Here is a 21,873-nt window from a genome sequence, read left to right on the forward strand (position 1 = left end):
CTTTAAACTTTTTCATAATGTTTAATCTCATTGCATTCAAACTGTTGTTCTAATAGATACAACATGATGGTCACTGCCAAGAGGTCTGCTGAACCTCCGGGACTTATATTTCTACTAATGAATTCCCGATCCAGAAAAATAATATATTCCATCCCTTCCTTGGTAAATACACCGCCTAGTTGTAAAGCAATCTCTGCACTTTGCTTCACATATTCAAGGGTTCCGTGATCATGTCTTCCAAGTATATTGCTATCCTCGGTTTCACTCATGAGATGGAGCAAAACCTGTACGAATACGTTGTTGAGATCTTCATCGCAGGATGTATATTTCTTCATTACAGGCAGGCCATACTTCAGCACTGTTTTAAAGCCTGACGCTACCTCACCACGGATTCCTTTTATGTTATATCTTTCATATAGCTTTTCTCCATAGGTTTGTGCTCTTTTCTCTGTTCTCATTCCAAGTTCCTTGCATAAATCCACTGCAATCTCTTGAACTCGTTTACAAATCTCCTGGGCATCAGCGATGGATTCTTTTTTTTCTTTATATAGAGAACCCAATGCTGCTGCGATAATTCCCAAAGAAAAAACTAACCCTTTATGCGTATTCACTCCGTTGGTTGCTGCGAACATTTTTTTCTCACCTTCAATCCCGAAAGGGCGAATCCGTTCCAGCAACACCGGATAATCTTGAGTGGTAAAATTCATCCCTTCGATAGCGCAGCGGTAGAATGTATCGAATAATACAGCACTACTGGACATAAATGTTAGAAAGTTCATGTCTTTATGGGCACCAGAATTCCTTCTGTCTACAAGTCCCGGCTTTGGTGTAGCTGACACCTCATAGAGCATGGACTTTATTGCTGTTTCTGCAACCGTTAAGCAAAAATCATTCATTCCCACAAATACATCTTCTTTCATTTTTTCCATAGGCTTTCCTCCTAGTGTTCCTGATTTATAAAAACCTTATATTTCTCCAAGAATGTGTTCCTCGTCACCGTACAAAATCATGCATCTTCACAGTAGCCGGTGCCTGCTATAATGCTGCGTATAGCCGGTCTAGCTGCGTCTGAAAGCAGATAGTCATAGGTAGCATCCGGCACAAATTTTCTTATCTCATCCATTTTGTTCTCCGCAAGAAGCCGCCTAACATGAGAAGCACTAACCACCTGGCCGGCTTGTACGATCCGTTCAATTTCAAGAACCTCAACCCCACCGGGTATGAGACGGTCTTTCATGGTTTGGTTATAGACTTCTGTAACCGGAGAAAAGGGTTCCGTGCCCACGAAACGTTTCGTCACTTTTAGGGCCGGTGCAATATGTTTTAAAAATATTTCTACGTCTATCGCGCAATGCGCTGCTGCAAGATCTTTCTCTCTTGTAAAATAGGATGGAAAGGTCAAAGAGGATACGACATATCGGCCGCCAGGTATCACCGTTACATTGGATAAATGGGCTGTACCTTTCCGGACCATTTCAAATCTCCCAGAAAAGGGAAACACAGATAAATCTTCCTCAACGACGAATATATAGACTTTTTGGCTTTGTGCTGCTGCAATCTCAATTAATGCCTGATGCCCTAATGTAAAAGGATTGCAATTCATCACAATTGCAGCAGCTTCGTCAGGGGCATCTTCTGCAATTTTCATCAGTTTTTGCACATAATCTTGAATACCCGGATTCCCCCATTCCAATAATACTGTATAGGGGTTAGCGGTGGCAACAATATGAAATCCCAGTGATAGAAATTTTGACGTATTTATAGGTTTTGTAAATAGATGCAGCGCTGTTATACCGCAGGTTAGCCCATGGTTAATCAAGTGTGTCAGCACCTTGGCAGACAAATCTTCTCCTTGATAATCCGGTAAAACAGCCAACCCCTGTATCATATCACCGGCTAGAGAACCCGTAGCTACCATTTGATGATTATCAAATAAACCCATGCTATAAGTCAAGTTATGTGGTATAGTCAAATCACATTGCCTAAAGAGTTCCGCTGCCTCATGAATAGAGTGCAGCTTACGCTCAATAATCACTTTCCCTCACCTACCTCTATAATTATCAGCATGGCCTCTTTAAATTACCCTGCAAGCTTCACGATCAAACTAATAAGCTGTGGAAAAACAGAAACAACTACTACCATTCGAATAATCTGTAAAACGATAACATCTGCGCTTTCAACACCTATGTCTGCAGCAATCAGAGCCATATCAGATGCCCCAGCCGGTGTAGCTGTCAGCATAGATTCTTTAATGGACATATTAAAAGTCCTATTCAAAAATCTTCCAATCATCATGCAGGCTAATGAATATCCGAGAATCAGTATAATGGCAGGTACCACTAGATATTTCATTTCCAAAACATCAGCATATTGAACACTACTGCCTATATATGCACCAGCAAGAACCTGTGCAAAGCGCCTCATCCATTTTGGCATACACGCTTTACCCGTAGAAAGCTTTAAGACAATAATGCTCACCATTGACAGAATCAATGCACCTGCTGTGATTCCTGCGTATTTTCCAATTAATCCAAAAACTGCAGCGATGACAATCGTCATAATAAAAGACGCTAAATGATGGGATTCAGATTTAACTCTTTTATATACTTCATCGTGACAAACTTCCAGCTCATCTTTTCCCTTGGCAATCTTTGCAATTATAGCCGGAAAAAAGCCTATGCCTGCCACAAGTCTAATAAACTGCATCACTGCAACCTTAGACGCATCCGCTCCCATATCTCCGCTGATAATAGGAATATCACTCATTCCTCCAGGAACCGCACACATCAGTGAGGTCACCAAATCTAAAGGACTAAATCTATATATCAGCAATCCAGAAACAATATTGAGAATCATCATCCCAATAATTAAAACAATGGCAGGTTTAATAATAAATTTAAGTCTGGACAAATCGCTTTTTTCTACACTTACACCAATAAAAGCACCGGCAACAATTTGTGCTGCCAGTCTCCCTGCTGCGGGTATATAAGCCATTCCTGTTGTAATATTAAATAGAGAGACTGCTACGATGCTGCCTACCATCATTCCTCCTGGAATTTTAAATCGTGAAAACAGGTAGCCGACAAATGTACCTAGCAGGATTGTCATTAAGAAACTATACATTAAAAATACCACCCTTATACTTATTTATTCATTCCCGCTAACACCCTGTACTTAAATTGACAAGCAAATATGACCCATTATATAATTAAAGTATCATATTAAAGCTTTTTTACTTACATAGGACCAGGGTATAAAGAGACTTAAGGAGGTCGAAATCCTTTGATACCTCATTTGATACCTAAAGAATTGATTTATGTTACTACAGTAGCTCAGTACGGAAATATCTCTAAAGCCGCAGAGCGTTTGTTTGTTGCTCAACCTTCATTAAGTCGTTGTATTCTCAGAATCGAAAGAGATCTTGGGGCAGAATTATTTAAACGTACTTCAGAAGGCTTGAAACCAACCTTTGCAGGAGAGTACTATATTGAAAATGCCAATAAAATCATCCGCCTTTACAAAGAACTTGAAATCCAGTTTTCTAATATTAGCAATATGCATATGGGACGACTGGCAGTAGGAACTACCACCCACTTAGGTTCCTTTGCTCTTCCAAAGATCTTAGCAAACTTTACTACACGCTTTCCTAAAATTGAGTTATCGATTGTAGAAGGTGTCTCCACTGGCATTGAGGAAGAAATTCTCAAAGGGAGGGTTGATGTAGGTATTTTACATTCTCCCATCAACAATCACGGAATCAAATATACAGTTATTCACGAAGAAAAGTTTCTCTTGGCAGTTCCTCCTGATGATCCCATTAATGAACAGGCCTATTTTAAAGATGGAGGGGAGGGGCCCTATATCGATATCCAGCTTACAGCCGATCGCCCCTATATCTTGACACATACAAGTCAACGAACCAGACAGGTCACCACTAAAATTCTAGAGAATGCAAAAATTGATGTAAAACCACGATATCTAACAAAAAGTATTCAAACTGCATCTCGCCTTGTTAGAGATAATCTTGGTTTCACTTTGGTTCCTCTTAGTTATTGCAAACTGTTTGGCTCAGCCTATTCTCCAAACTACTATTTTATTGAAGAGCAATATCAACCTTCATGGGAGTTGGTTATCGCCTATTCAAAGGATATTCCCTTATCTAAAGCCTCAAAAGAGTTCAATAAAATTGCCCTTGAAACACTTCCTCAACTCTACGATTTTCCAAATGACTAGTCTATACGCATGTAACCATAATGGTTACCTCTTTTCTTATCCTGATTTAAATACACCCGGAGAAAAGCCGCAGCCTATTCTATAGCAGCGGCTTCTCTAGATTTTCTTTATGCTGTTGCTTTCTTTTTAGTTTTAATCATTCTGCTAATGACCGGATAAAGAAGCATAAGCATACATGCAAGCAGTAAAGTAGCTGTGATAGGTTTTGAAATAACTGCCATAATATCTCCATTTGCAAGGGAAACAGCTCTTCTTAAATTGGCTTCTGTCATCCCGCCAAGAACAAGTCCTAAAACGAGGGCCGCAGAAGAGAACTTAAATTTAGAAAAAGCGAATCCCAGTATGCCTGCGATAGCCATCAACATAACATCACCCGTACTATTCTGAAGGGCGAAGCTGCCAATCACCGCAAATAGAACAATTGCCGGACCCAGAATGCTGTAGGGCACTTTAAGGATTGAACTAAAAACTTTAGCGATTCCCATGGCGATGATAACCATGATAATATTTGTCACGATCATGGAAGCAAAGACACTGGAGAGATAATCAGGCTGCGTCTTAACAAGAAGCGGTCCAACCTGAACGCCCTTTAGAACTAGTGCCGACATCATGATGGCTGCCGCATTCCCTCCCGGTATACCCAAGGCAAGGAGTGGAACCATCGATCCGCCTGTAGCTGCATTATTTGCAGCCTCTGAAGCAGCTACCCCTTCAATGGCACCCTGACCGAATTTTTCAGGGTTCTTAGACATTTTTACTTCCGTTGTATAGCTTAAAAAAGATGCAATCGTCGCACCTGCTCCGGGCAAAATTCCAACAAGGGTACCAATAATGGAAGAACGGATAATCGTCCACTTAATAGACCATGCCTCTTTGAAGGTTAAAAGATCTGTTTTAACTTTAGAACCTGAACCCGTATCAACAAGCTTAGATGGTTTTGCAGTCTGTTTAAGCACTTCAGTGATAGCAAACATACCGATCATAACCGGAATCATTTCTATACCACTGAGAAGAGAAGAATTCCCCCATGTAAATCGGGGAATCGCCAGCAATGGATCCATACCGACAGTGGCAAGCAAAAGACCAATCAATCCTGAAATAAGGGTTTTAATAACATTGTCACTGTCGAGGGCTGTAAGAACACTAAGTCCCAAGAAAGATACGGCAAAGAGTTCTGATGGCCCGAATTTAAGCGCTACATCTGCCAACTGAGGTGATAACAAAAACATGGCAACAGCAGCGACAACACCGCCTATCGCCGAGCAGACAAGGGATGTACCAAGCGCTTTGCCCGCCTTACCCTGCACAGCCAGAGGATAGCCGTCAAAAGTAGTTGGTGCACTGGAGGGTGTACCGGGAATTTTAAAAAGAATAGCTGTGATACCGCCTCCAGTGATCGATGCACAGTAAACAGCAACCAGGAAAGCAATGGCGATGATTGGGCTCATTGCATAGGCAAAAGGCATCGCTAAAGCTACTGCCATTGAAGCACTTACGCCAGGCATTGCACCAAAGATAACACCTAAAACTGTACCTGCACAGATAAGAAGAAAAGTCATTGGCGCAAATACAATTTGAAAACCTGCAACTAACATATCACCCATAATTTACACTCCCTATCTGTTAAAATGATTCCAGCATCAGCGCAAAATCACGTAGGATTCCATATCCTCTAGGCAGCATAATGCTCAGACCCCTAGCGAATAAAAAATATACCGAAAATGTCATGACAAATGCGCTGCCTGCTAAAAACTTAATTCGCTTTTCTCCGATTAATCTAGCATAGACAATGAAGAAAATATAAGTGCTGAGTATAAAACCTGCTGCTTCAAGGGAAGCGGCATAGACAAGAATGATGACAATCCCTTGAAAGAGTCTGCTTCTCAAAATCGCCTGCAACTTTATGTTTTTAATCTGATCGAAGTTACGTTCTTCAGCCGCTGCAGTTTTATAGATTTTGAACATATTAATTAAGATTAAAACAATAAGGCCACTTAGAATAAGCTGCGGCCATTGCTCTGCCCCTAACTCTGTAGGTGCAGAAGCTGGCATTGTAGCGCCAATATAATAATAGCAGTAGGCGAATAAAATCAATAAAACTGCATTATATAATAACTCAAGTATCAAAATCCATCAACTCACTTTCCTTATAATCTAGGAATCCGGGGCAGCATATGCTGCCCCAGAGCTTTCAATATTTTTATAGGCTCTATTATTTGTTAAACTTATTAAATAAAGCTGTGAGTGTTTCGTTTTGTTCTGTCCAAATTGCTTGGAAGTCTGCGGAATTTGCATAGCCAGGTCTTTGATCCAATGCAACAGTTTTTGTCCACTCCTGGAATTGGTCACTTGCATGTGCTTTTGCAGCTGCTGCTTCAAATGCCTTAATTGCTGCTTCAGGTGTTCCTTTTTTCGCCAAAATACCTCTCATTGGTCCAAGGTAGGATTCAATACCTTTCTCTCCCGTGCACGCAACATCCGGAATCATAGGAAGTCTCTTTTCAGAAGCAACAATAATCGGCTTCATATCTCCTGATTCTACCAGACCTTTAACCTCAGCCGGTCCAACAGTGGCAAGATCTACATGCCCGCCAATGATGGCTGCATTAACCTCTGCCCCATTGTTAAAAGCTACAAGTGGAACCTCTACGCCTGCCTCTGAAAATGTTTCTCTAACCGTGAATGCATCTACTCCCGTAACCGTCATAACACCACACTTAACTTTTCCTGGATTTTCTTTTATGTAGGCTACCAACTCATCAAAATTATTGTAAGGCGCTTTTCCAGATGCCACAATAACATTGGTATCATGAACCAATCTTGTTACAGGTATAAGTTCTTCATAAATATCAACGGAAGAAAGTTTTTGAATGTTCGCAAGAAGAAGAGACTGTGTCCCAAGCATAAAGGTATATCCATCAGCTGGCTGCTTAACTGTGTATTCTACACCCTTAACGCCACCGCCGCCTTCTACATTGTTGACAACAATTGGAACGCCAATTTCTTTCTCAAGTGCAGAAGCAAAAGCTCTAAGCGTAGAATCTGCTCCACCGCCAGCGCCCCATGGACAAACAAGTTCGATCTTTCTCTCAAATTTGAATTCAGCATCTGCTGCACCTTCAGCATTGTTGACTTCTGGCGCTTTTGGAGCACATCCCATTAAAGCAGCTGTAAATATCAAAACCAGGCACATCAATAAAACGAGTCTTTTTTTCATTTTCATTTCCTCCTTTTTTTATTTATTTAGAATGCTTACCCTCCTTAGAAAACAGCATTCAATAAATACGCCTTTTCTATCCCTGTACTAAGACTAGTCATTGTGATCCCGATAATAATTTATCAAACATCCTTTTATTATGATTTGTCTCTCATCCGGTGATAGCTCTCCAAGTGTTAGTTTCAAGATCTGGAGCTGATCTCCAATCACATAGGCTTTGATGCTCGTTTTTTGTAATTCAACAGCTTCTCGGATATTAGGTATATAGATATAGTCACCATTCTGAAAGTTTGGCTCTTCTTTAAGAATAAAAGGGATCATCCCCCAGTTGATCAGATTAGAACGATAGCGTTTGGTTGCATATTCTCTCGCAATATTTGCCCAGCCTCCAAGGACTTTTTGCGAAGACGCAGCTTGTTCTCTAGCAGACCCGTCACCAGGTTTAACCGCATAGATTGTACTTCCTATACCAATCTCTTGTGGGGCAACCGGTGCCATACCTTCGATCTTAGAGATATTTTGATAAACAGCTTCAAGCTCTTTATATTCCTCAACAGGATTGTTTCCTGTCTGTCTTACTTTTTCATACTTGTTTACCGCTTTCGCCTTGCCTACATAGGCCGGATCTTTTCTTGAAAGAGTAAACTCTGCCAACTTAAGTGGATTAGAACGATAGGATGAGGTTTCCCCAGAGGGAATAAGCTCATCTGTTGTTGTAACCGGGTCCGTCAGAAAAGAGACAACCTTTAACAGCAGGTGTTTTGGTAATGCCGGAAAGTCTGGCCAGTCAGCAATATTGGGTCCCAAGCTCAAAGCTGTATCGCTTCCTGCTTTTCCAAAACCATTATAGACACGTTTATTATATACTTCACTGCTAAAATGATATTGGGGTTTCGTATATTCCACCTCAATTGCCGTAGCAGGGGTAAGTCTTCCTCCGTTGATAGCTGTAGCAGCGATAGATCTGGCATCCATCAGTGCTACCGAAGCAATTTGTCCATTTGATGGCACCGAGCCCTCACGGTTTGGAAAGTTTCGGGTAGTATGGCGAATAGAAAGCCCCTTATTTGCAGGGACATCTCCTGCTCCAAAGCAAGGTCCGCAGAATGCCGATCGTACAATAACACCTGCATTCATCAGCTTCTCGATGGAACCGTTTTTCACAAGACTGATATAGGTAGGCTGACTGGAAGGATACACGCTCATGGAGAATACCCCATTTCCCGTTGACCGGCCAGCTAAAATATCTGCTGCATCGATGATATTGTCGTAGGTTCCACCAGCACAACCCGCCACAATTCCCTGATCAACATAAATACTGCCATTTCTGACTTTACCCGCTAAGTCAAGCTTGATATTAGTATTATCAAGCAGCCGCACGGCTTCCTTTTCCACTTGATTTAGAATGTCAATAGGATTGGCGTTGAGTTCTTCAATCGTGTAAGTATTACTTGGATGAAAAGGCAGCGCAATCATCGGCTTAATTTTCCCAAGATCAACGTAGATCAGGCCATCATAGTAGGCAATATCCGCTGGTCCAAGCTTAGCATAGGCCTCAGCTCTGCCATGTGCAGAAAAGTAATCCTTAACTTTTTCATCTGTAGACCAGATTGAAGAAAGACATGTGGTTTCAGTAGTCATAACATCAATGCCGTTTCGATATTCTACCGATAGACCTTCGATTCCATCGCCCACAAATTCCATAATTTTGTTGTTCACATAGCCATTTTTAAAAACTGTACCAATAATGCCAAGAGCAATATCCTGTGGTCCTACACCTTTCTGCGGCGTGCCAGTGAGATAAACGGCCACCACTTCAGGCCGATTGATGTCATAAGTCTTGTTGAGGATTTGCTTGGCTAACTCTCCACCGCCCTCACCGATGGCCATGGTGCCCAGGGCTCCATAACGGGTATGACTGTCTGAGCCTAGGATCATACTGCCGCAGCAGCTCATCATCTCCCGCATATACTGATGGATAACCGCTAAATGGGTAGGTACATAAATCCCTCCATATTTTTTTGCTGCTGAGAGCGCGAACATGTGATCATCTTCATTGATGGTCCCCCCTACGGCGCATAAGCTGTTATGGCAGTTTGTCAGTACATAAGGAAGGGGAAATTTTTCCAGGCCGCTGGCCCGTGCCGTCTGAATAATGCCCACATAGGTGATGTCATGGGATGCCAGGGCGTCAAACCTGAGTTTCAGTTTGTCCATACTACCGGAAGTATTGTGCCGTTCCAAAATGGAGTAGGCTATCGTGCCTTGAATTGCTTGCGCTTTAATTACTTCCTTCCCTACCTTATGCAGCAGTGCAGCCTTTGCATCGTACTTGTCCTCAATAATTTCTCTACCCTTAACCAGATAAACTCCTGAGTCATAAAGCTTGATCATTTAACCTTACCTCCTGTATAGCGGATTTATCTCGAAACTTTTCGAATCAGATCGATGACACTGCCGTCCCGATAACTGACGATCCCAACAATTTTATCGTTATATCGAATTGCGTTGGGTTTACCGACAATTTTCTCTGCTTTTTCTTTTAGTTCTTCAATCGTAAAAACCGAAATACCTGCACCTTTAAGATTCTCAATCAAGTCAATTCGTAAAGGATTCACTGCAGTTCCATGATCTGTAACCAGTACATCCACAGTGCTTCCCGGTGTAACGATCGTATTCACACGATCTAGAATCGTTGGAATTCTTCCCCGAATAAGAGGTGCTACGACGATACATAATCGAGCGCCTGCTGCCGTATCTTGATGCCCGCCTATGGCACCTCGGATCACGCCATCAGATCCTGTTAAAACGTTTACATTATAATTGACATCCACCTCTAGCGCACTCAATACCACAACGTCTAATTGATCTACAGTAGAACCTTCGGTACCAGGCCCTGCATAATAGTGTGCATCCACTTGCTGATGAAATGGATTCTTTTGAATACTCTCAATCGCGCCAAGATCAAAGCTTTGTACATCAAGAAGTTTCTTGATCAATCCCTCTTCATGAAGTTTAACGATCTGTCCCGTAATACCGCCCAATGCAAAACTTGCTTTAATATTCTTTTTTATCATTTTATCTCTAAGAAATCGCGTTACAGCCAGAGCGGCTCCTCCTGTACCGGTTTGAAAAGAAAATCCATCCTCGAAATATCCTGATGCTTCGATTACCCTTATAGCATTTTGTGCAATCAATAGTTCTCGAGGATTTGTACTGTATCTAGTGGCACCCGATGCAATCCCTTTTGGATCTCCAATTGCCTCAACCTCTACAATATAATCTACGTTGGTTTGTGGTATTGCACAGGGTGTATTTGGAAAGGGTACGATATTATTCGTCAATAAAATAACCTGCTTTGCATACAGTGCATCTACCATGGCATATCCAAGGGAACCGCAGGCTGAGTCATTATTCCCTTCCCGGCTAAAGCCATTTGCATTTCCATAGATATCACTCGATGCTACCCCTAGAAAAGCCACATCGATTGTGAGTTCCCCCGAAGCAATTGAATAGGCTCGGCCGCCGTGAGATCTGAACAAAACAGGTACTTCCATCAAGCCATTTGAGATGGCATTAGCAAGTTCCCCTCTGATTCCACTTGTCTCAATGCGGTAGATAGTACCGTTTTTAATATGCTCAATCATAGGTGTGTGAATGTCCGTAAGAGAACTGGCAGCTATCGTCAGCTTCTTAAATCCCATCTTTGCAATTACTTCCATTACGGTATTGACAATATAATCTCCGTTTCTGAAATGATGGTGAAATGAAATGGTCATTCCATCGGTCAATCCAGACCGTCGGATTGCCTCTTCTAAATCCCTCACAATCTTGCTCTTTTTTATCCTATAGTCTTTTAATCCCTCTTTTTCATGTGTCTTTTCGTCATAAACCCTGCCGTCGAAAGCTGTAAGTGTTCCCACACCCTCTATGTATGTTGGTATTTCAACATCTAATATATTTTTCATTCTCATGCTCCTCCTTAAGACCTTCTGTAGCTGCCCGCAGCCTCAGCAAGTTTTAGCGTGCGAAGGGCCCTCTCTACCACTGGTTTATCTACCATTTTGCCATTAAGGCTGATAACACCCAGCCCTTTCTCTTCTGCTTCCTGAATCGCTTCTAAAACGTTTTCCGCATGTTCAATTTCTTGAAGAGTTGGGGTAAATATCTCAACGACCGGTGCGATCTGTCTCGGATTTATAACTGACTTTCCATCAAAGCCAAGCTGTTTAATCAGTTCAACTTCTTTTCGAAAGCCTTCTTCATTATTCACATCACTGTAGACCGTATCCAGTGCCGCAATACCTGCTGCTCTCGCTGCAAACAACAGCATGCTGCGCGCAGTGATCAGTTCAATTCCATCTGGAGATCTGCTTGTCTTCAAATCTGTGACAAAATCCTCTGCGCCGATCGCCATACCGATCAGTCTTGGACTTGCAGTTGCAATCGCATATGCATGAATGATTCCAAGTCCACTTTCGATGGCAGCCATCATACCTACGCTGCCTTTTTCAATACCATGCTTCTCTTCAAATTCACTAATGAGTGCATCCACTGCTTTCACATCCTCTGCGGTTTCCGACTTAGGTAATCTGATGATATCCGCTCCAGCTTTGACCATCGCCTCAATATCCGCTTTACCAAAAGGTGTATCTAAAGGGTTTACTCTGACAACCTTCTCCACATCCCCATAGTCAATGGTCTTTAGCGCATTATAAACCAGAAATCGCGCTGCATCCTTCTCTGAAAGCTTAACGGAATCCTCCAGGTCAAACATGATGGCATCCGGACCATAAATATGTGCATCACTCATCATACTTGGATTATTTCCTGGAATAAACATCATCGTCCTTCTAAGTCTATCCTTTTTAACTGTCATGATCATTCACTCCAATCGTAGTCTACAGACTCGGCTGCACGGTATGCCGCCGCTAAAACTCTTGCTCTTATGGTACAATCCAGTGCGCCTCTATCTGTGGCTGTAACCTTGGCACTGAACATTCCAATAGACTCTAGGGTCTGTTTAATCACACTGCGAATTTGGTCTCCATACTGGTAGGTTACTGTACTATTCAAATTTATCTCTATCCCATCGTAGCCCTTTTCTATCACCACAAAAATGTCACTGGATTCCATTGTACCTGCATTAGACATTTTTTTAATTTCCACACCAGTCCCCCCTTCCTATAGGAAAACAAGTTTCATTAGGTCTTTTCAATATAAGACTGCGACTGAAAACCCCACTTTAATTTTCAGTATATTCCTCTTTCTTTTAAATAGCTAATGCTTATTCATCATAGTATCCATACACAAAAAGCATAAGAAAATTCTAAAAAGTTCATCAAAAGTCCTATTCAAGGGAAAAGGAATTAGCTTAAACACAGCAAAGACCGCCTTTACGCTAATTCCCTTTCTTTTATTATTTTATCCAGTTAAAAATCACTCATGGCCGCTTTCGTATTCTTAAATTCTTCTTTGATTTCCTCTAAAAGTACTTTATTCGCAATGATATCGTAACTGGATGCTGCTAATATTTTGGCTGCTAAAACTTCAGCTTCATGTGCTTTTTCAGTTTTGCCTGCATCCAGATACTCCTGAGAATGTGCTGCTGTCTTTTCATCCACAAAAGCTATACGAATACAAGAACCCGGAACGTTATACATCACATTTCCAAAATCTGTAGACCCGGTTTTTTCTCTTGCCGGCTTTATGGCAGGGGCATTCACCAATCGTGCATTCTCCATAAGGAGATCATTTAATTTTATGACAGGTATTTTGCTGTCAAAAGCATTATCTTCCAAAATATCGTAACGGGTCCCTGTCATCAAAGCTGCACCCTTGATAATATTTTTAAACCTATCTACAACATGATCTAAGTATTTTCTATTGTAAGAACGGAGGGCAAAAGTACCTGTAGCGATGCCCGGTACTACATTATCCGGTCCACCGGCATTCGTCACAGTGTAATGCATTCGGGTATCTTCCTTTACATGTTCTCGCAAGCATTCAATACCATGGAAAGCCAATAGTAAAGCGTCAAGAGCGCTCCTTCCCATTTCAGGCTCAATCGCTGCATGAGCACTCTTCCCTTTAAAGGTCACAGCAAAGCTGGAGAGGGCCATGCATTTTACATCTGTTGTCGTTGTAGGACTGCCATGCATCATCAATGCGATGTCTATATCCTTAAAGCATCCGTTTTTTAACATGATTATTTTTCCACCGGAAGTTTCTTCCGCCGGTGTACCGTATATAACCAACTTATAGGGCAGATCCATCACGGTATTTTTTAAAGCTATTGCTGCTGCCACTATAGAGGGACCTTGCATGTGATGGGCACATGCGTGTCCTATATTGATGAGTGCATCGTATTCACACAACATCCCTATGGATGGCCCACCTTCTCCATTTTCATATACTGCCCTAAAGGCTGTTTCAAGTCCTCCTATACCACACTCAACGCGAAAACCATTTTTATCCAAATAATTGGTTAACCGTTCTGCCGCTTTATGCTCACCAAATCCAATTTCCGGATTATCAAAAATATAGTCGGCCATATCATGTATTTCTGCCTGAATAGAATCTATGTAAGCAAAGATATTATCTTTCATTGCGTATCCTCCTCGGTCATCATGATCTCCAAGTACTTAGAATCAAATCTGCCTCTTTTATAATATATTTTATCTCTGTTATAAACCTATTTCTTTGTCTTACAAACTCCGTTTTAATAAATAAGTATTCCTTCTCCCCTGTGTTGTTTTTATATATGCCGTTAACTGCACTGATATAAGGAAATAGCTGGGTAGCTATGGCAGCATCGTGTTCATACCGGCTTGAATACGAATACATCAGTCTGTTCATTTCTCCACCGATCAGCTTCATCAACCGGTTGTACATGTCAACCGATAGGTTCTGCTGTTCAAAAATATACTTTGTTTTCTTCCTTAAGGCTTCCAGCCATAGATACATATCATTGAAGTCAAATTCCTTATCAGAATTATGATCTACCTTTTCCAGAATACGGCGACTGTTGTCAAAGTAGCTGTCGAAGTCATGGGGAAGCACTTCTGCCGTTGCCAGTTTATACACCGTTTCAATTAATATCTTTGTATCTTTCATAAGAATCTCTTTGTCAATCTTATCATAGGTGTCCTCTGTCGTATGCCACCACCATACACCTGCACCGGGACAGGCAAATATTCTATTTTCCCTGCTGACTTCATGCCTTGTCATGATATGAATAGGGATTCTCGGTCCCCAAAAGGATTGATCTGCACCCCGGCCGATCCTGCCGTATTCAGCCGGATCATCCCCGGTAATATCTTTTACAATATCTCCGATAAAATTTTTTCCTTCCCATAGTGTTGTTTTTACAAAAACAGCATTCGTATCCTTTGAGCCGATACAGTCGCTGTTGATATGGGCAACACAATGCTCATACAGCAGATCCCAAAAGTTATCACAATACCAGGTTGATCCCATATACCGGCCATTGGAGTGCCCGGGCCACCATGCAATCCTTACACTTCTCAACAGCCGCTCCTTATTTGCAGAAAGGATTCTAGCAGCTTCCAGACACGCAGCATTGCTGGCTCCATTATCCGTCATCCCTTCATACCAGGTGTCATAGTGTCCTGAAAGCAGCACAAAATCTTCACTCTTACCTTGGATACGAGCCACCGGCAGACTTACTTTACACACTTTGGTATCTACATTGGAGTAGAATTTTACCTGTATCCTTTCCTTTTGCAGCAGGGATTCCAGCATGGCACCATCACTATTTTTAATGGATATAACCGGAATGTCCAATAGAAAGTATTCACTGTCCAAAGTTGGCGTTCCCCATACAGCACCCACCGTATCCTCATGGAGTGCATCTTCTTTACTTGGCCATATCTGAATTAATCCTATGGCTCCGTACTTCTCTATTTTTTTTGCATACCCTTCATCATAGCTATAGCTTAGTACAATTTTGTTCTTAAATTTTTCATAGAATAAATCTAATTCTCTTGTCGATAGGGTACTGCCTGCACTGTAGGGATCAAATATGATCTCTCCTTCAATTCCATAGGGGCAGTCCTTTGAAAAAGATCTGGGCCTCGATTCCATCCTATATTTTTTCCCGATAATTTCCAGGGTACTGCAAAGCGGATTGCTTATATAAGCGTCGAAGACATACTTTTCACATTCAACGCCATACTGCTTCAACCGATCTATGATATATTGCACGGCACGTTCCGCTTCTCTGGTCCCTGAAAGCTTCTCAAATGTAGCAAAATACTTGAGCATTTCATCCATGTTATATAAATTCACATCGTCACACACTTTCCTTGGATCGTCCTCTACTGCCAATGTCACGGTCTTCACCTCCACCGCATCCGTAAATTTTATAAGAATGGATTTCTATTCAGCAGAAGGGTGCACTTTTACTGCCTGTGTATTCCATCCACGGGACCTTAATATCCCCTCGAATACAGGACCTATCCCCATACCGGTGCACCCTTAGCGATCTATTCTTTTGTTATCCCCTTTGCCTTAAATATCATTTTGCTAATAGTTTATAATTGAAGCAATGATAGAAAGCGCCATTCCATACAGGATCCAAATGCCCATGAGGGGACCGGCAAATTTTATCCACTTTTCATAAGGTATCTTTGCAACCGAAAGGGCAGCCATTAATGCACTGGATGTAGGCAAAATATTGTTTGTAATGCCGTCACCTAACTGGAAAGTAAGTACTGCCGTCTGTTTGCTCAATCCAATTACTTCCGACAAGGGGAGCATGATGGGCATTGTAGCTGCCGCTTGACCTGAACCGGATGTTATTGGAATATTAATGAGGGTATGTGCAAAATACATACCTACAGCTTGAAGAGAGCCTGGCAACCTGCCTAACGGGGTAGACAAGCCATAAACAACAGTATCTATAATCTGTCCGTCTTCCATGATAACAGATATGGTTCTGGCAACCCCAATGATAAGGGCGCCTACCGCAACATTTTTAAGACCTATGCAAAATAATCCTGCAATTTTGTTTGCCCCATACCCATTGATGATTCCTGCCACAATCCCCATGGTCAGGAATAGTGCTGCCAGTTCGGCGATAAACCACTCGTATTTTAAAACCCCAAATACAATCGCTGCAAACCCAATCAAAACAGTGAATAGTATGACATAATCCTGTACGCTTGCTGCACTTCTTATATCATGCAGTCCGTTTTCTATATCCTCCCATTCATTTAGATCACTGACAACACTGTTCAGAGGATTTTCCTTCACCTTTGAAGCATATCGCATGACATACAGGCTGGTGATAATTAGGAAACCGACCAGTACGATGACTCTAAACCATGCACCAGAAAACATCGGTAATCCGGCTATTGCTTGTGCTACACCTACATTAAAAGGATTCAATATACCTGAAATAAATCCACAGGCGGCTCCAAGGGATACTACTGCCATACCTGTAACCGCATCATATCCTAAAGACATCATTAACGCCATGATCGTAGGGATGAATACAATGTTTTCAACGGACATCCCAAAGGTAAATCCCCCTACTGAAAAAACCGTCATTAAAAGCGGGATTAACAATCTCTCCCTGTTGGCAAATGATTTTGCAGCCTTACTAATAAATACGTTGAGTGCCCCCGTTGAATTAATGATTTCAAATGCACCACCGATAATAAAGATAAAAACAGATATATTTGCAGCTTTGACGATTGCATTATAAATTGCCAACGGAAATTTAAAAACACTCACCGGCGCTTGTTCTACATAATGAAAGCTGTTTGGGTCAATGACTGTTTTGCCTGATATGGCGTCCTTTACCCGGTCATACTCACCGGCAGGAATCACATAGGTTAAGAGCAGCATTAAAAAAGCTAATCCGATGAGAATAACAAAGGTATGTGGCACTCTTGATTTTTTTGCACTGGTTGCCTGATTGCTCATGTTTTCTTTCACCCTCTTTTCATCATTTATCCTATCTATATTTTAAAGATGTATATTAAAGTATTTTCCAAATGGATTCTACTGTGTTCTAAAAAAGATCATTCCTCCTTATGAAAATCCAACTTTTTCCTATTTTATCGGAAGCGCGCTTTTCCTCTTTGTATCCCAAACTACATCATTATCCTACATGAAGTATCCTGTCAATAAATGATCATCTATCTCCTATAAGGAAAACCTTACTGTGGTCTTAACCCCCGGATATAGAAAATATTGCTTGAATTATTAACATTGTAGTATAATTATCAGAAAAGCGGAAATATTGGTTTTCTATCATACCCCTATAAAATTTTTTTATAGCACCGGAGGATCTACTATGGATTCTAATGATTGGATTATGTTAAAGACGATTCGTAAAGAACACAGCCTCTCAAGAACAGCAGAGCGGCTTTTTATCTCACAGCCTTCTCTTACCTATCGTCTGAATAAATTGGAAAAAGAATTTGGGGTAAAAATACTAAACCGGCATTCCAATGGTGTTTCTTTTACCATTCAAGGCGAATATCTATTAAAGTATGCAGAAGAAATGCTTGAAAAGCTATCTTTAGTAAAAGATACTGTACAAAATATGAAAGATTCCACACGGGGAACCTTACGCCTAGGAGTGAGCACAGTTTTTGCAAAATTCAAGCTGGCCCCCATCCTAAAAACCTATCAGGAGCGTTTTCCTGATGTGGAAATCATTCTGAAAACAGGATCCAGCACTTTGCAACTGCCTGATATGCTGTTTAAAAATGATGTTGACTTGATTATTCTTCGGGCGGATATTGATTGGCCGGAAAAAAAGCATGTTATTTTAGAAGAACCCCACGGGATTATCTCTGCACACCCCATTGCGTTTCATCAGCTGCCTCATGTCCCCTGGATTCAGGATGATTCGGTAGTGATCACAAAGTTCGACGAAGTATTTTATAAATGGTGGCAGGTTCAATTTTCAACGCCTCCCCCTGCCCTCATTACACAGGTAAACTCGCTCGAGGCTTGTATTCAGCTAGCATCCCACGGCCTAGGCTGGACGATCGTACCTAAGATTCATATCGGCAATCGCCGTTCCCTTTTCTTTTCTCCGCTGCTTTGGCCAGACGGGCAGCCTATGCTGCAAAAAACCTTTATGCTTTATAGAAACGAGGTTTTAGAACGATCGGCAATCAAAATGTTTATAGACTATGTCCTGGATGAATGCATCTCACGTCTTTAGCAAGCTTAAAATAAAAAGGTAAGCACATATTGCCCTTTCATCTGTGCTTACCTTTTTATCTTATTTTCTCAATCTAAATCCTCATTCCAGCTTAATTCTTGAGAGAATATTTAAGAAATATCTTAAATCCTTTTATCTTTAACCCGATCTCTTAAATAAGACATTAGCCCGCCGCTGCTTATCAAATCCATTATATGCAATGGAATTTTATCACATTTATATACTTGATTTCGGGTTTTATTTATAATTTCTCCTTCAGTATAATTGATTGAGATTTCGTCTTCATCCTGTATTTTATCAGTTTCCGGGCATTCGATCGCCAAAATGCCTAAATTGGTTGCGTTTCTATAAAAAATTCTAGCAAAGGATTTTGCAATAATTATATCGACTCCTAAATGTTTAAGCATTAGCGGTGCTGTTTCGCGGCTTGACCCGGAGCCGAAATTATCTTCTGCTATTAAAATATCTCCTTTTTTAAACTTTGTTGAAAAGGATGGGTCAATGGTACTCATACAATATTTTGCTGCATCTTCCGTTTTCAGCTCCATATATTGAGGTGGAGATATTATATCTGTATTTATATTGCTCCCATATTTCCACACGCGTCCTTTGATTATACGATTCATCCAATCACTCCTTTATTATAGGTATTTCCTTGGATCTGCAATTTTTCCTTCGATTGCAGCAGCTGCAACAGAAATCGGTGATGCCAGATAGATTTGAGAATCTGCGCTTCCCATTCTTCCGATGAAATTTCTATTTGTTGAAGAAATACAAACCTCACCGGGAGCAATTGTTCCGGAATGAAGCCCAAGACAAACACCGCAAGTAGGTGATAATATTACAGCACCAGCATCAGAAAGTTTTTGAAGGATTCCATCTTTTGCACATCTATCCCAAATATCCTTTGATGATGGAGATACGAGGAGTCGAATGCCTTTAGCAATCTTTTTTCCTTCTAATACTTTTGCCGCCATCAATAGATCATTATATCTCCCGCCCGTACAGGAACCTATATATGCCTGGTCAATTTTTGTACCTTCTATATTTTTAATTTCTGTTACATTATCTACCTCATGGGGACATGCGGCAACCGGTTCTAATTCCTCTGCATTGAACCTTAGCTCATCACAGAAATGTGCTTCTTTATCGCTTTTCAGAAAATCAAAGTTTTGATTTATATTTCTCTCCTTCAGATACTCCAGGGTTATATTATCAACAGGTATAAGTCCTGCTTTTGCACCCATTTCAACAGCCATATTTGTAATGGCCATTCTTTCATCCATTATCATATTTTCAATAGTGTTTCCTACATATTCGATTGCCTTATAGGTAGCACCTACATGTCCAACTTTTCCAATGGTTTTCAGAACGAGGTCTTTTGCCATTGTTCCTTTCGGCAGATTACCGGACCACTCTACCTTAACCGTCTCAGGGACCTTCAGCCAGATCTCGCCTGTAACCAATACCCCCAGCATTTCCGTTGACCCTATTCCAGTTGAAAAGCTCCCTAATGCCCCATACATACAGGTATGAGAATCGGTGCCGACAATAATTTGTCCCGGCAATACATGACCCTTCTCAACCATAATCTGATGGCAGGGTCCGACAAATTCATAATAATTGTCAACACCATACGCACTGCACCAATCTCTTGTAAACTTGACAATCGCAGCCTGTGTCGCATTTGCAGGGGGTGTATAATGATCCGAGATTACAACAATTTTATCTTTATCCCAAACCCCAACATTAAGTTCTTTTAACTTTTCTGCGATTTCAACTCTTGGTCCCAGAACATCATCCATCATGGCCTTATCAACTTTGACCCATAGTATATCTCCCGCTTTTGCAGAGGCTTTCCCAGCCGCTTGTGCTAAAATTTTTTCAGACATTGTCATCCCCATAATATATAAGACCTCCTTATTTTTATTTTATTAAAAAATTCTGTAGAGCCCAATTCCTGCAATGACGGTCATTGTCAAAACACCACCTATTGCTACAGCAAACATTTTTATGAATAAATCCTGTTGCTCCTTGTCAGAAACGTGGGCATTCTGGACATAAGAAGCAAGTGCTAAAGCCCCGCCTGTTGAAATAGGGCTGGTCCCGGCAACATTTGCAGCGTTGGTAATTGCAGAAATGAGCTCAAGACCTGATAGATTCCCTCCAACTTTTGCAATCAAGTCTCCCACTGTTGGAATAAGAGTAGGCATAACAACGCCTGAAGCGGAGCTGAACCATGACATAATTCCTGCAGTAAGACTTATGATCGCCGATGCTGTTTTATCTGTCATAAAACCGGCTAATGTGGATGAAAGCAAGTCGATTCCTCCAAGCTTTATAACAATACTCATCAAAACATTGACGCCTGTTACCAGGATCAATGTGCTCCAAGGAATATTTGCAATTGCCTTTTTTTCACTTGCAACTCTAAACAAAGATAAAACAAGTGCAATACTGAAGGATAACAGTCCAACATTATATTTGAATATAATTACTCCGACAACCAGCACAGCCATACCGATAAGGGTTATGATCTGATTTCTGTTGAATTTCGGAAGCTCAGACAGTTTCAATGCGGTTTCAGACTTCATTTTATAGCCTTTTAGTACAATATACAAAAGAGCTGCATAAATCGTAAATCCAAGCATGGCATTCATCAAATATGCTCTTTCAATGCCGGTTATGCCCTGCTCTGCAGCTAAGGTTATCCCTATAATGCCCGTAGGGGCAATGGAAGAAATCCCTCCTGCTGCAGCACCCATAATAGAAATCGCAGACAGCAAGAGCGGCGAAACCTTCAATTCAGCTGCCAAAGCCATTGTAAACACTGCCATAAGAGACATTACAGGGATGGTTCCAGGACCAATGCCTGAAAGAATGACTGAAAAAACGTAAACAATTATAGGAATTAAATTTGTTCTCTTGCCGGCGAGGGAAACCACCTTTTTTGCCAATAATTCCAGCGTACCGTTTTCCTGGGCAATACTGAAAAAGTACATCACCCCAAGAAGCATAATGAATAATTTGGTGGGAAACCCTCCCATAATATCGTTTTCCGTTACGCCTCCTATAACCCCAAGAATCAAAGAAAGTCCGACAGCAACCAATCCGGTGTTGATCTTTCGCGTAAATCCGAGTATTATAGCCCCAATAAGAAATACTAAAGACAATAATGCATAATTCATTTTTTCTCCTCCCATCTTAATCTTTATAT

The 21,873-nt window shown here is 41.2% G+C and carries 18 protein-coding genes; 2 read left to right on the forward strand and 16 right to left on the reverse strand.

Annotated elements, in window-relative coordinates; genetic code table 11:
* Nucleotides 1-2: 2 nt before the first annotated feature.
* The 3 genes from citG to Gferi_RS08400 form a co-directional block, all read right to left on the reverse strand.
* Entirely contained in the window at nt 3-929 is a 927-nt protein-coding gene (gene citG / locus Gferi_RS08390) for a triphosphoribosyl-dephospho-CoA synthase CitG (RefSeq protein WP_236932715.1), read from the reverse strand.
* 77 nt (nt 930-1,006) lie between these two features.
* Complete coding sequence (gene citC, locus Gferi_RS08395) at nt 1,007-2,035, reverse strand: [citrate (pro-3S)-lyase] ligase (protein ID WP_069975454.1); 1,029 nt, start codon at nt 2,033-2,035, stop codon at nt 1,007-1,009.
* Between the two features lie 44 nt (nt 2,036-2,079).
* Entirely contained in the window at nt 2,080-3,123 is a 1,044-nt protein-coding gene (locus tag Gferi_RS08400; protein ID WP_069975457.1) for an AbrB family transcriptional regulator, read from the reverse strand.
* A 159-nt stretch (nt 3,124-3,282) separates the two neighbouring features.
* On the opposite strand from Gferi_RS08400, the gene Gferi_RS08405 reads away from it, so the two are divergent.
* Nucleotides 3,283-4,233, forward strand: a complete 951-nt coding sequence (locus Gferi_RS08405; RefSeq protein WP_083273448.1) for a LysR family transcriptional regulator — start codon at nt 3,283-3,285, stop codon at nt 4,231-4,233.
* A gap of 107 nt (nt 4,234-4,340) precedes the next feature.
* Here the strand turns inward: Gferi_RS08405 and Gferi_RS08410 are convergent, their stop codons facing one another.
* The 10 genes from Gferi_RS08410 to Gferi_RS08455 all read right to left on the reverse strand — a co-directional run bounded on the left by Gferi_RS08410 (nt 4,341) and on the right by Gferi_RS08455 (nt 17,401).
* Entirely contained in the window at nt 4,341-5,837 is a 1,497-nt protein-coding gene (locus Gferi_RS08410) for a tripartite tricarboxylate transporter permease (protein WP_069975462.1), read from the reverse strand.
* Nucleotides 5,838-5,856: 19 nt separating this feature from the next.
* Entirely contained in the window at nt 5,857-6,360 is a 504-nt protein-coding gene (locus Gferi_RS08415) for a tripartite tricarboxylate transporter TctB family protein (protein WP_069975464.1), read from the reverse strand.
* An 85-nt stretch (nt 6,361-6,445) separates the two neighbouring features.
* Complete coding sequence (locus Gferi_RS08420) at nt 6,446-7,450, reverse strand: tripartite tricarboxylate transporter substrate binding protein (RefSeq protein WP_069975466.1); 1,005 nt, start codon at nt 7,448-7,450, stop codon at nt 6,446-6,448.
* Nucleotides 7,451-7,543: 93 nt separating this feature from the next.
* Complete coding sequence (locus Gferi_RS08425) at nt 7,544-9,844, reverse strand: hydratase (protein ID WP_069975468.1); 2,301 nt, start codon at nt 9,842-9,844, stop codon at nt 7,544-7,546.
* Between the two features lie 26 nt (nt 9,845-9,870).
* Nucleotides 9,871-11,418 carry a citrate lyase subunit alpha gene (gene citF, locus Gferi_RS08430; RefSeq protein WP_069975470.1) on the reverse strand — a complete coding sequence of 516 codons (1,548 nt, stop codon included), beginning with the start codon at nt 11,416-11,418 and terminating at the stop codon, nt 9,871-9,873.
* A 14-nt stretch (nt 11,419-11,432) separates the two neighbouring features.
* Complete coding sequence (gene citE / locus Gferi_RS08435; protein ID WP_069975472.1) at nt 11,433-12,329, reverse strand: citrate (pro-3S)-lyase subunit beta; 897 nt, start codon at nt 12,327-12,329, stop codon at nt 11,433-11,435.
* Nucleotides 12,330-12,331: 2 nt separating this feature from the next.
* Entirely contained in the window at nt 12,332-12,619 is a 288-nt protein-coding gene (citD, locus tag Gferi_RS08440) for a citrate lyase acyl carrier protein (protein WP_069975475.1), read from the reverse strand.
* Nucleotides 12,620-12,882: 263 nt separating this feature from the next.
* Entirely contained in the window at nt 12,883-14,058 is a 1,176-nt protein-coding gene (locus tag Gferi_RS08445) for a M20 family metallopeptidase (RefSeq protein WP_069975477.1), read from the reverse strand.
* Nucleotides 14,059-14,077: 19 nt separating this feature from the next.
* Nucleotides 14,078-15,805, reverse strand: a complete 1,728-nt coding sequence (locus Gferi_RS08450; protein ID WP_069975479.1) for a M28 family peptidase — start codon at nt 15,803-15,805, stop codon at nt 14,078-14,080.
* Between the two features lie 192 nt (nt 15,806-15,997).
* Nucleotides 15,998-17,401, reverse strand: a complete 1,404-nt coding sequence (locus Gferi_RS08455) for a YfcC family protein (RefSeq protein WP_069975481.1) — start codon at nt 17,399-17,401, stop codon at nt 15,998-16,000.
* 373 nt (nt 17,402-17,774) lie between these two features.
* Between Gferi_RS08455 and Gferi_RS08460 the strand changes: the two genes are divergently transcribed.
* Nucleotides 17,775-18,656 carry a LysR family transcriptional regulator gene (locus tag Gferi_RS08460; RefSeq protein WP_083273451.1) on the forward strand — a complete coding sequence of 294 codons (882 nt, stop codon included), beginning with the start codon at nt 17,775-17,777 and terminating at the stop codon, nt 18,654-18,656.
* 122 nt (nt 18,657-18,778) lie between these two features.
* Here the strand turns inward: Gferi_RS08460 and Gferi_RS08465 are convergent, their stop codons facing one another.
* Genes Gferi_RS08465 through Gferi_RS08475 form a run of 3 tightly spaced genes read right to left on the reverse strand, consistent with a single transcriptional unit; the run spans nt 18,779 to nt 21,844 of the window.
* Nucleotides 18,779-19,282, reverse strand: a complete 504-nt coding sequence (locus Gferi_RS08465; protein ID WP_179948118.1) for a LeuD/DmdB family oxidoreductase small subunit — start codon at nt 19,280-19,282, stop codon at nt 18,779-18,781.
* A gap of 15 nt (nt 19,283-19,297) precedes the next feature.
* Nucleotides 19,298-20,560: a 3-isopropylmalate dehydratase large subunit gene (locus tag Gferi_RS08470; protein ID WP_069975483.1), complete on the reverse strand. Its 1,263-nt coding sequence runs from the start codon at nt 20,558-20,560 to the stop codon at nt 19,298-19,300.
* Between the two features lie 30 nt (nt 20,561-20,590).
* Complete coding sequence (locus Gferi_RS08475) at nt 20,591-21,844, reverse strand: SLC13 family permease (RefSeq protein ID WP_069975485.1); 1,254 nt, start codon at nt 21,842-21,844, stop codon at nt 20,591-20,593.
* Nucleotides 21,845-21,873 lie beyond the last annotated feature (29 nt).

This window comes from Geosporobacter ferrireducens (assembly GCF_001750685.1).
GTDB lineage: Bacteria > Bacillota > Clostridia > Peptostreptococcales > Thermotaleaceae > Geosporobacter > Geosporobacter ferrireducens.

Excerpts from the sequence above, each read along its gene's own strand:
- Gferi_RS08425 (WP_069975468.1), bottom strand. The coding sequence starts at position 9,844 with ATGATCAAGCTTTATGACTCAGGAGTTTATCTGGTTAAGGGTAGAGAA.
- Gferi_RS08475 (WP_069975485.1), bottom strand. The coding sequence starts at position 21,844 with ATGAATTATGCATTATTGTCTTTAGTATTTCTTATTGGGGCTATAATA.
- Gferi_RS08455 (WP_069975481.1), bottom strand. The coding sequence starts at position 17,401 with ATGAGCAATCAGGCAACCAGTGCAAAAAAATCAAGAGTGCCACATACC.
- citE (WP_069975472.1), bottom strand. The coding sequence starts at position 12,329 with ATGACAGTTAAAAAGGATAGACTTAGAAGGACGATGATGTTTATTCCA.
- citF (WP_069975470.1), bottom strand. The coding sequence starts at position 11,418 with ATGAAAAATATATTAGATGTTGAAATACCAACATACATAGAGGGTGTG.
- Gferi_RS08470 (WP_069975483.1), bottom strand. The coding sequence starts at position 20,560 with ATGGGGATGACAATGTCTGAAAAAATTTTAGCACAAGCGGCTGGGAAA.
- Gferi_RS08410 (WP_069975462.1), bottom strand. The coding sequence starts at position 5,837 with ATGGGTGATATGTTAGTTGCAGGTTTTCAAATTGTATTTGCGCCAATG.
- Gferi_RS08465 (WP_179948118.1), bottom strand. The coding sequence starts at position 19,282 with ATGAATCGTATAATCAAAGGACGCGTGTGGAAATATGGGAGCAATATA.
- Gferi_RS08400 (WP_069975457.1), bottom strand. The coding sequence starts at position 3,123 with ATGTATAGTTTCTTAATGACAATCCTGCTAGGTACATTTGTCGGCTAC.
- citG (WP_236932715.1), bottom strand. The coding sequence starts at position 929 with ATGGAAAAAATGAAAGAAGATGTATTTGTGGGAATGAATGATTTTTGC.
- Gferi_RS08460 (WP_083273451.1), top strand. The coding sequence starts at position 17,775 with ATGGATTCTAATGATTGGATTATGTTAAAGACGATTCGTAAAGAACAC.
- Gferi_RS08420 (WP_069975466.1), bottom strand. The coding sequence starts at position 7,450 with ATGAAAAAAAGACTCGTTTTATTGATGTGCCTGGTTTTGATATTTACA.
- Gferi_RS08445 (WP_069975477.1), bottom strand. The coding sequence starts at position 14,058 with ATGAAAGATAATATCTTTGCTTACATAGATTCTATTCAGGCAGAAATA.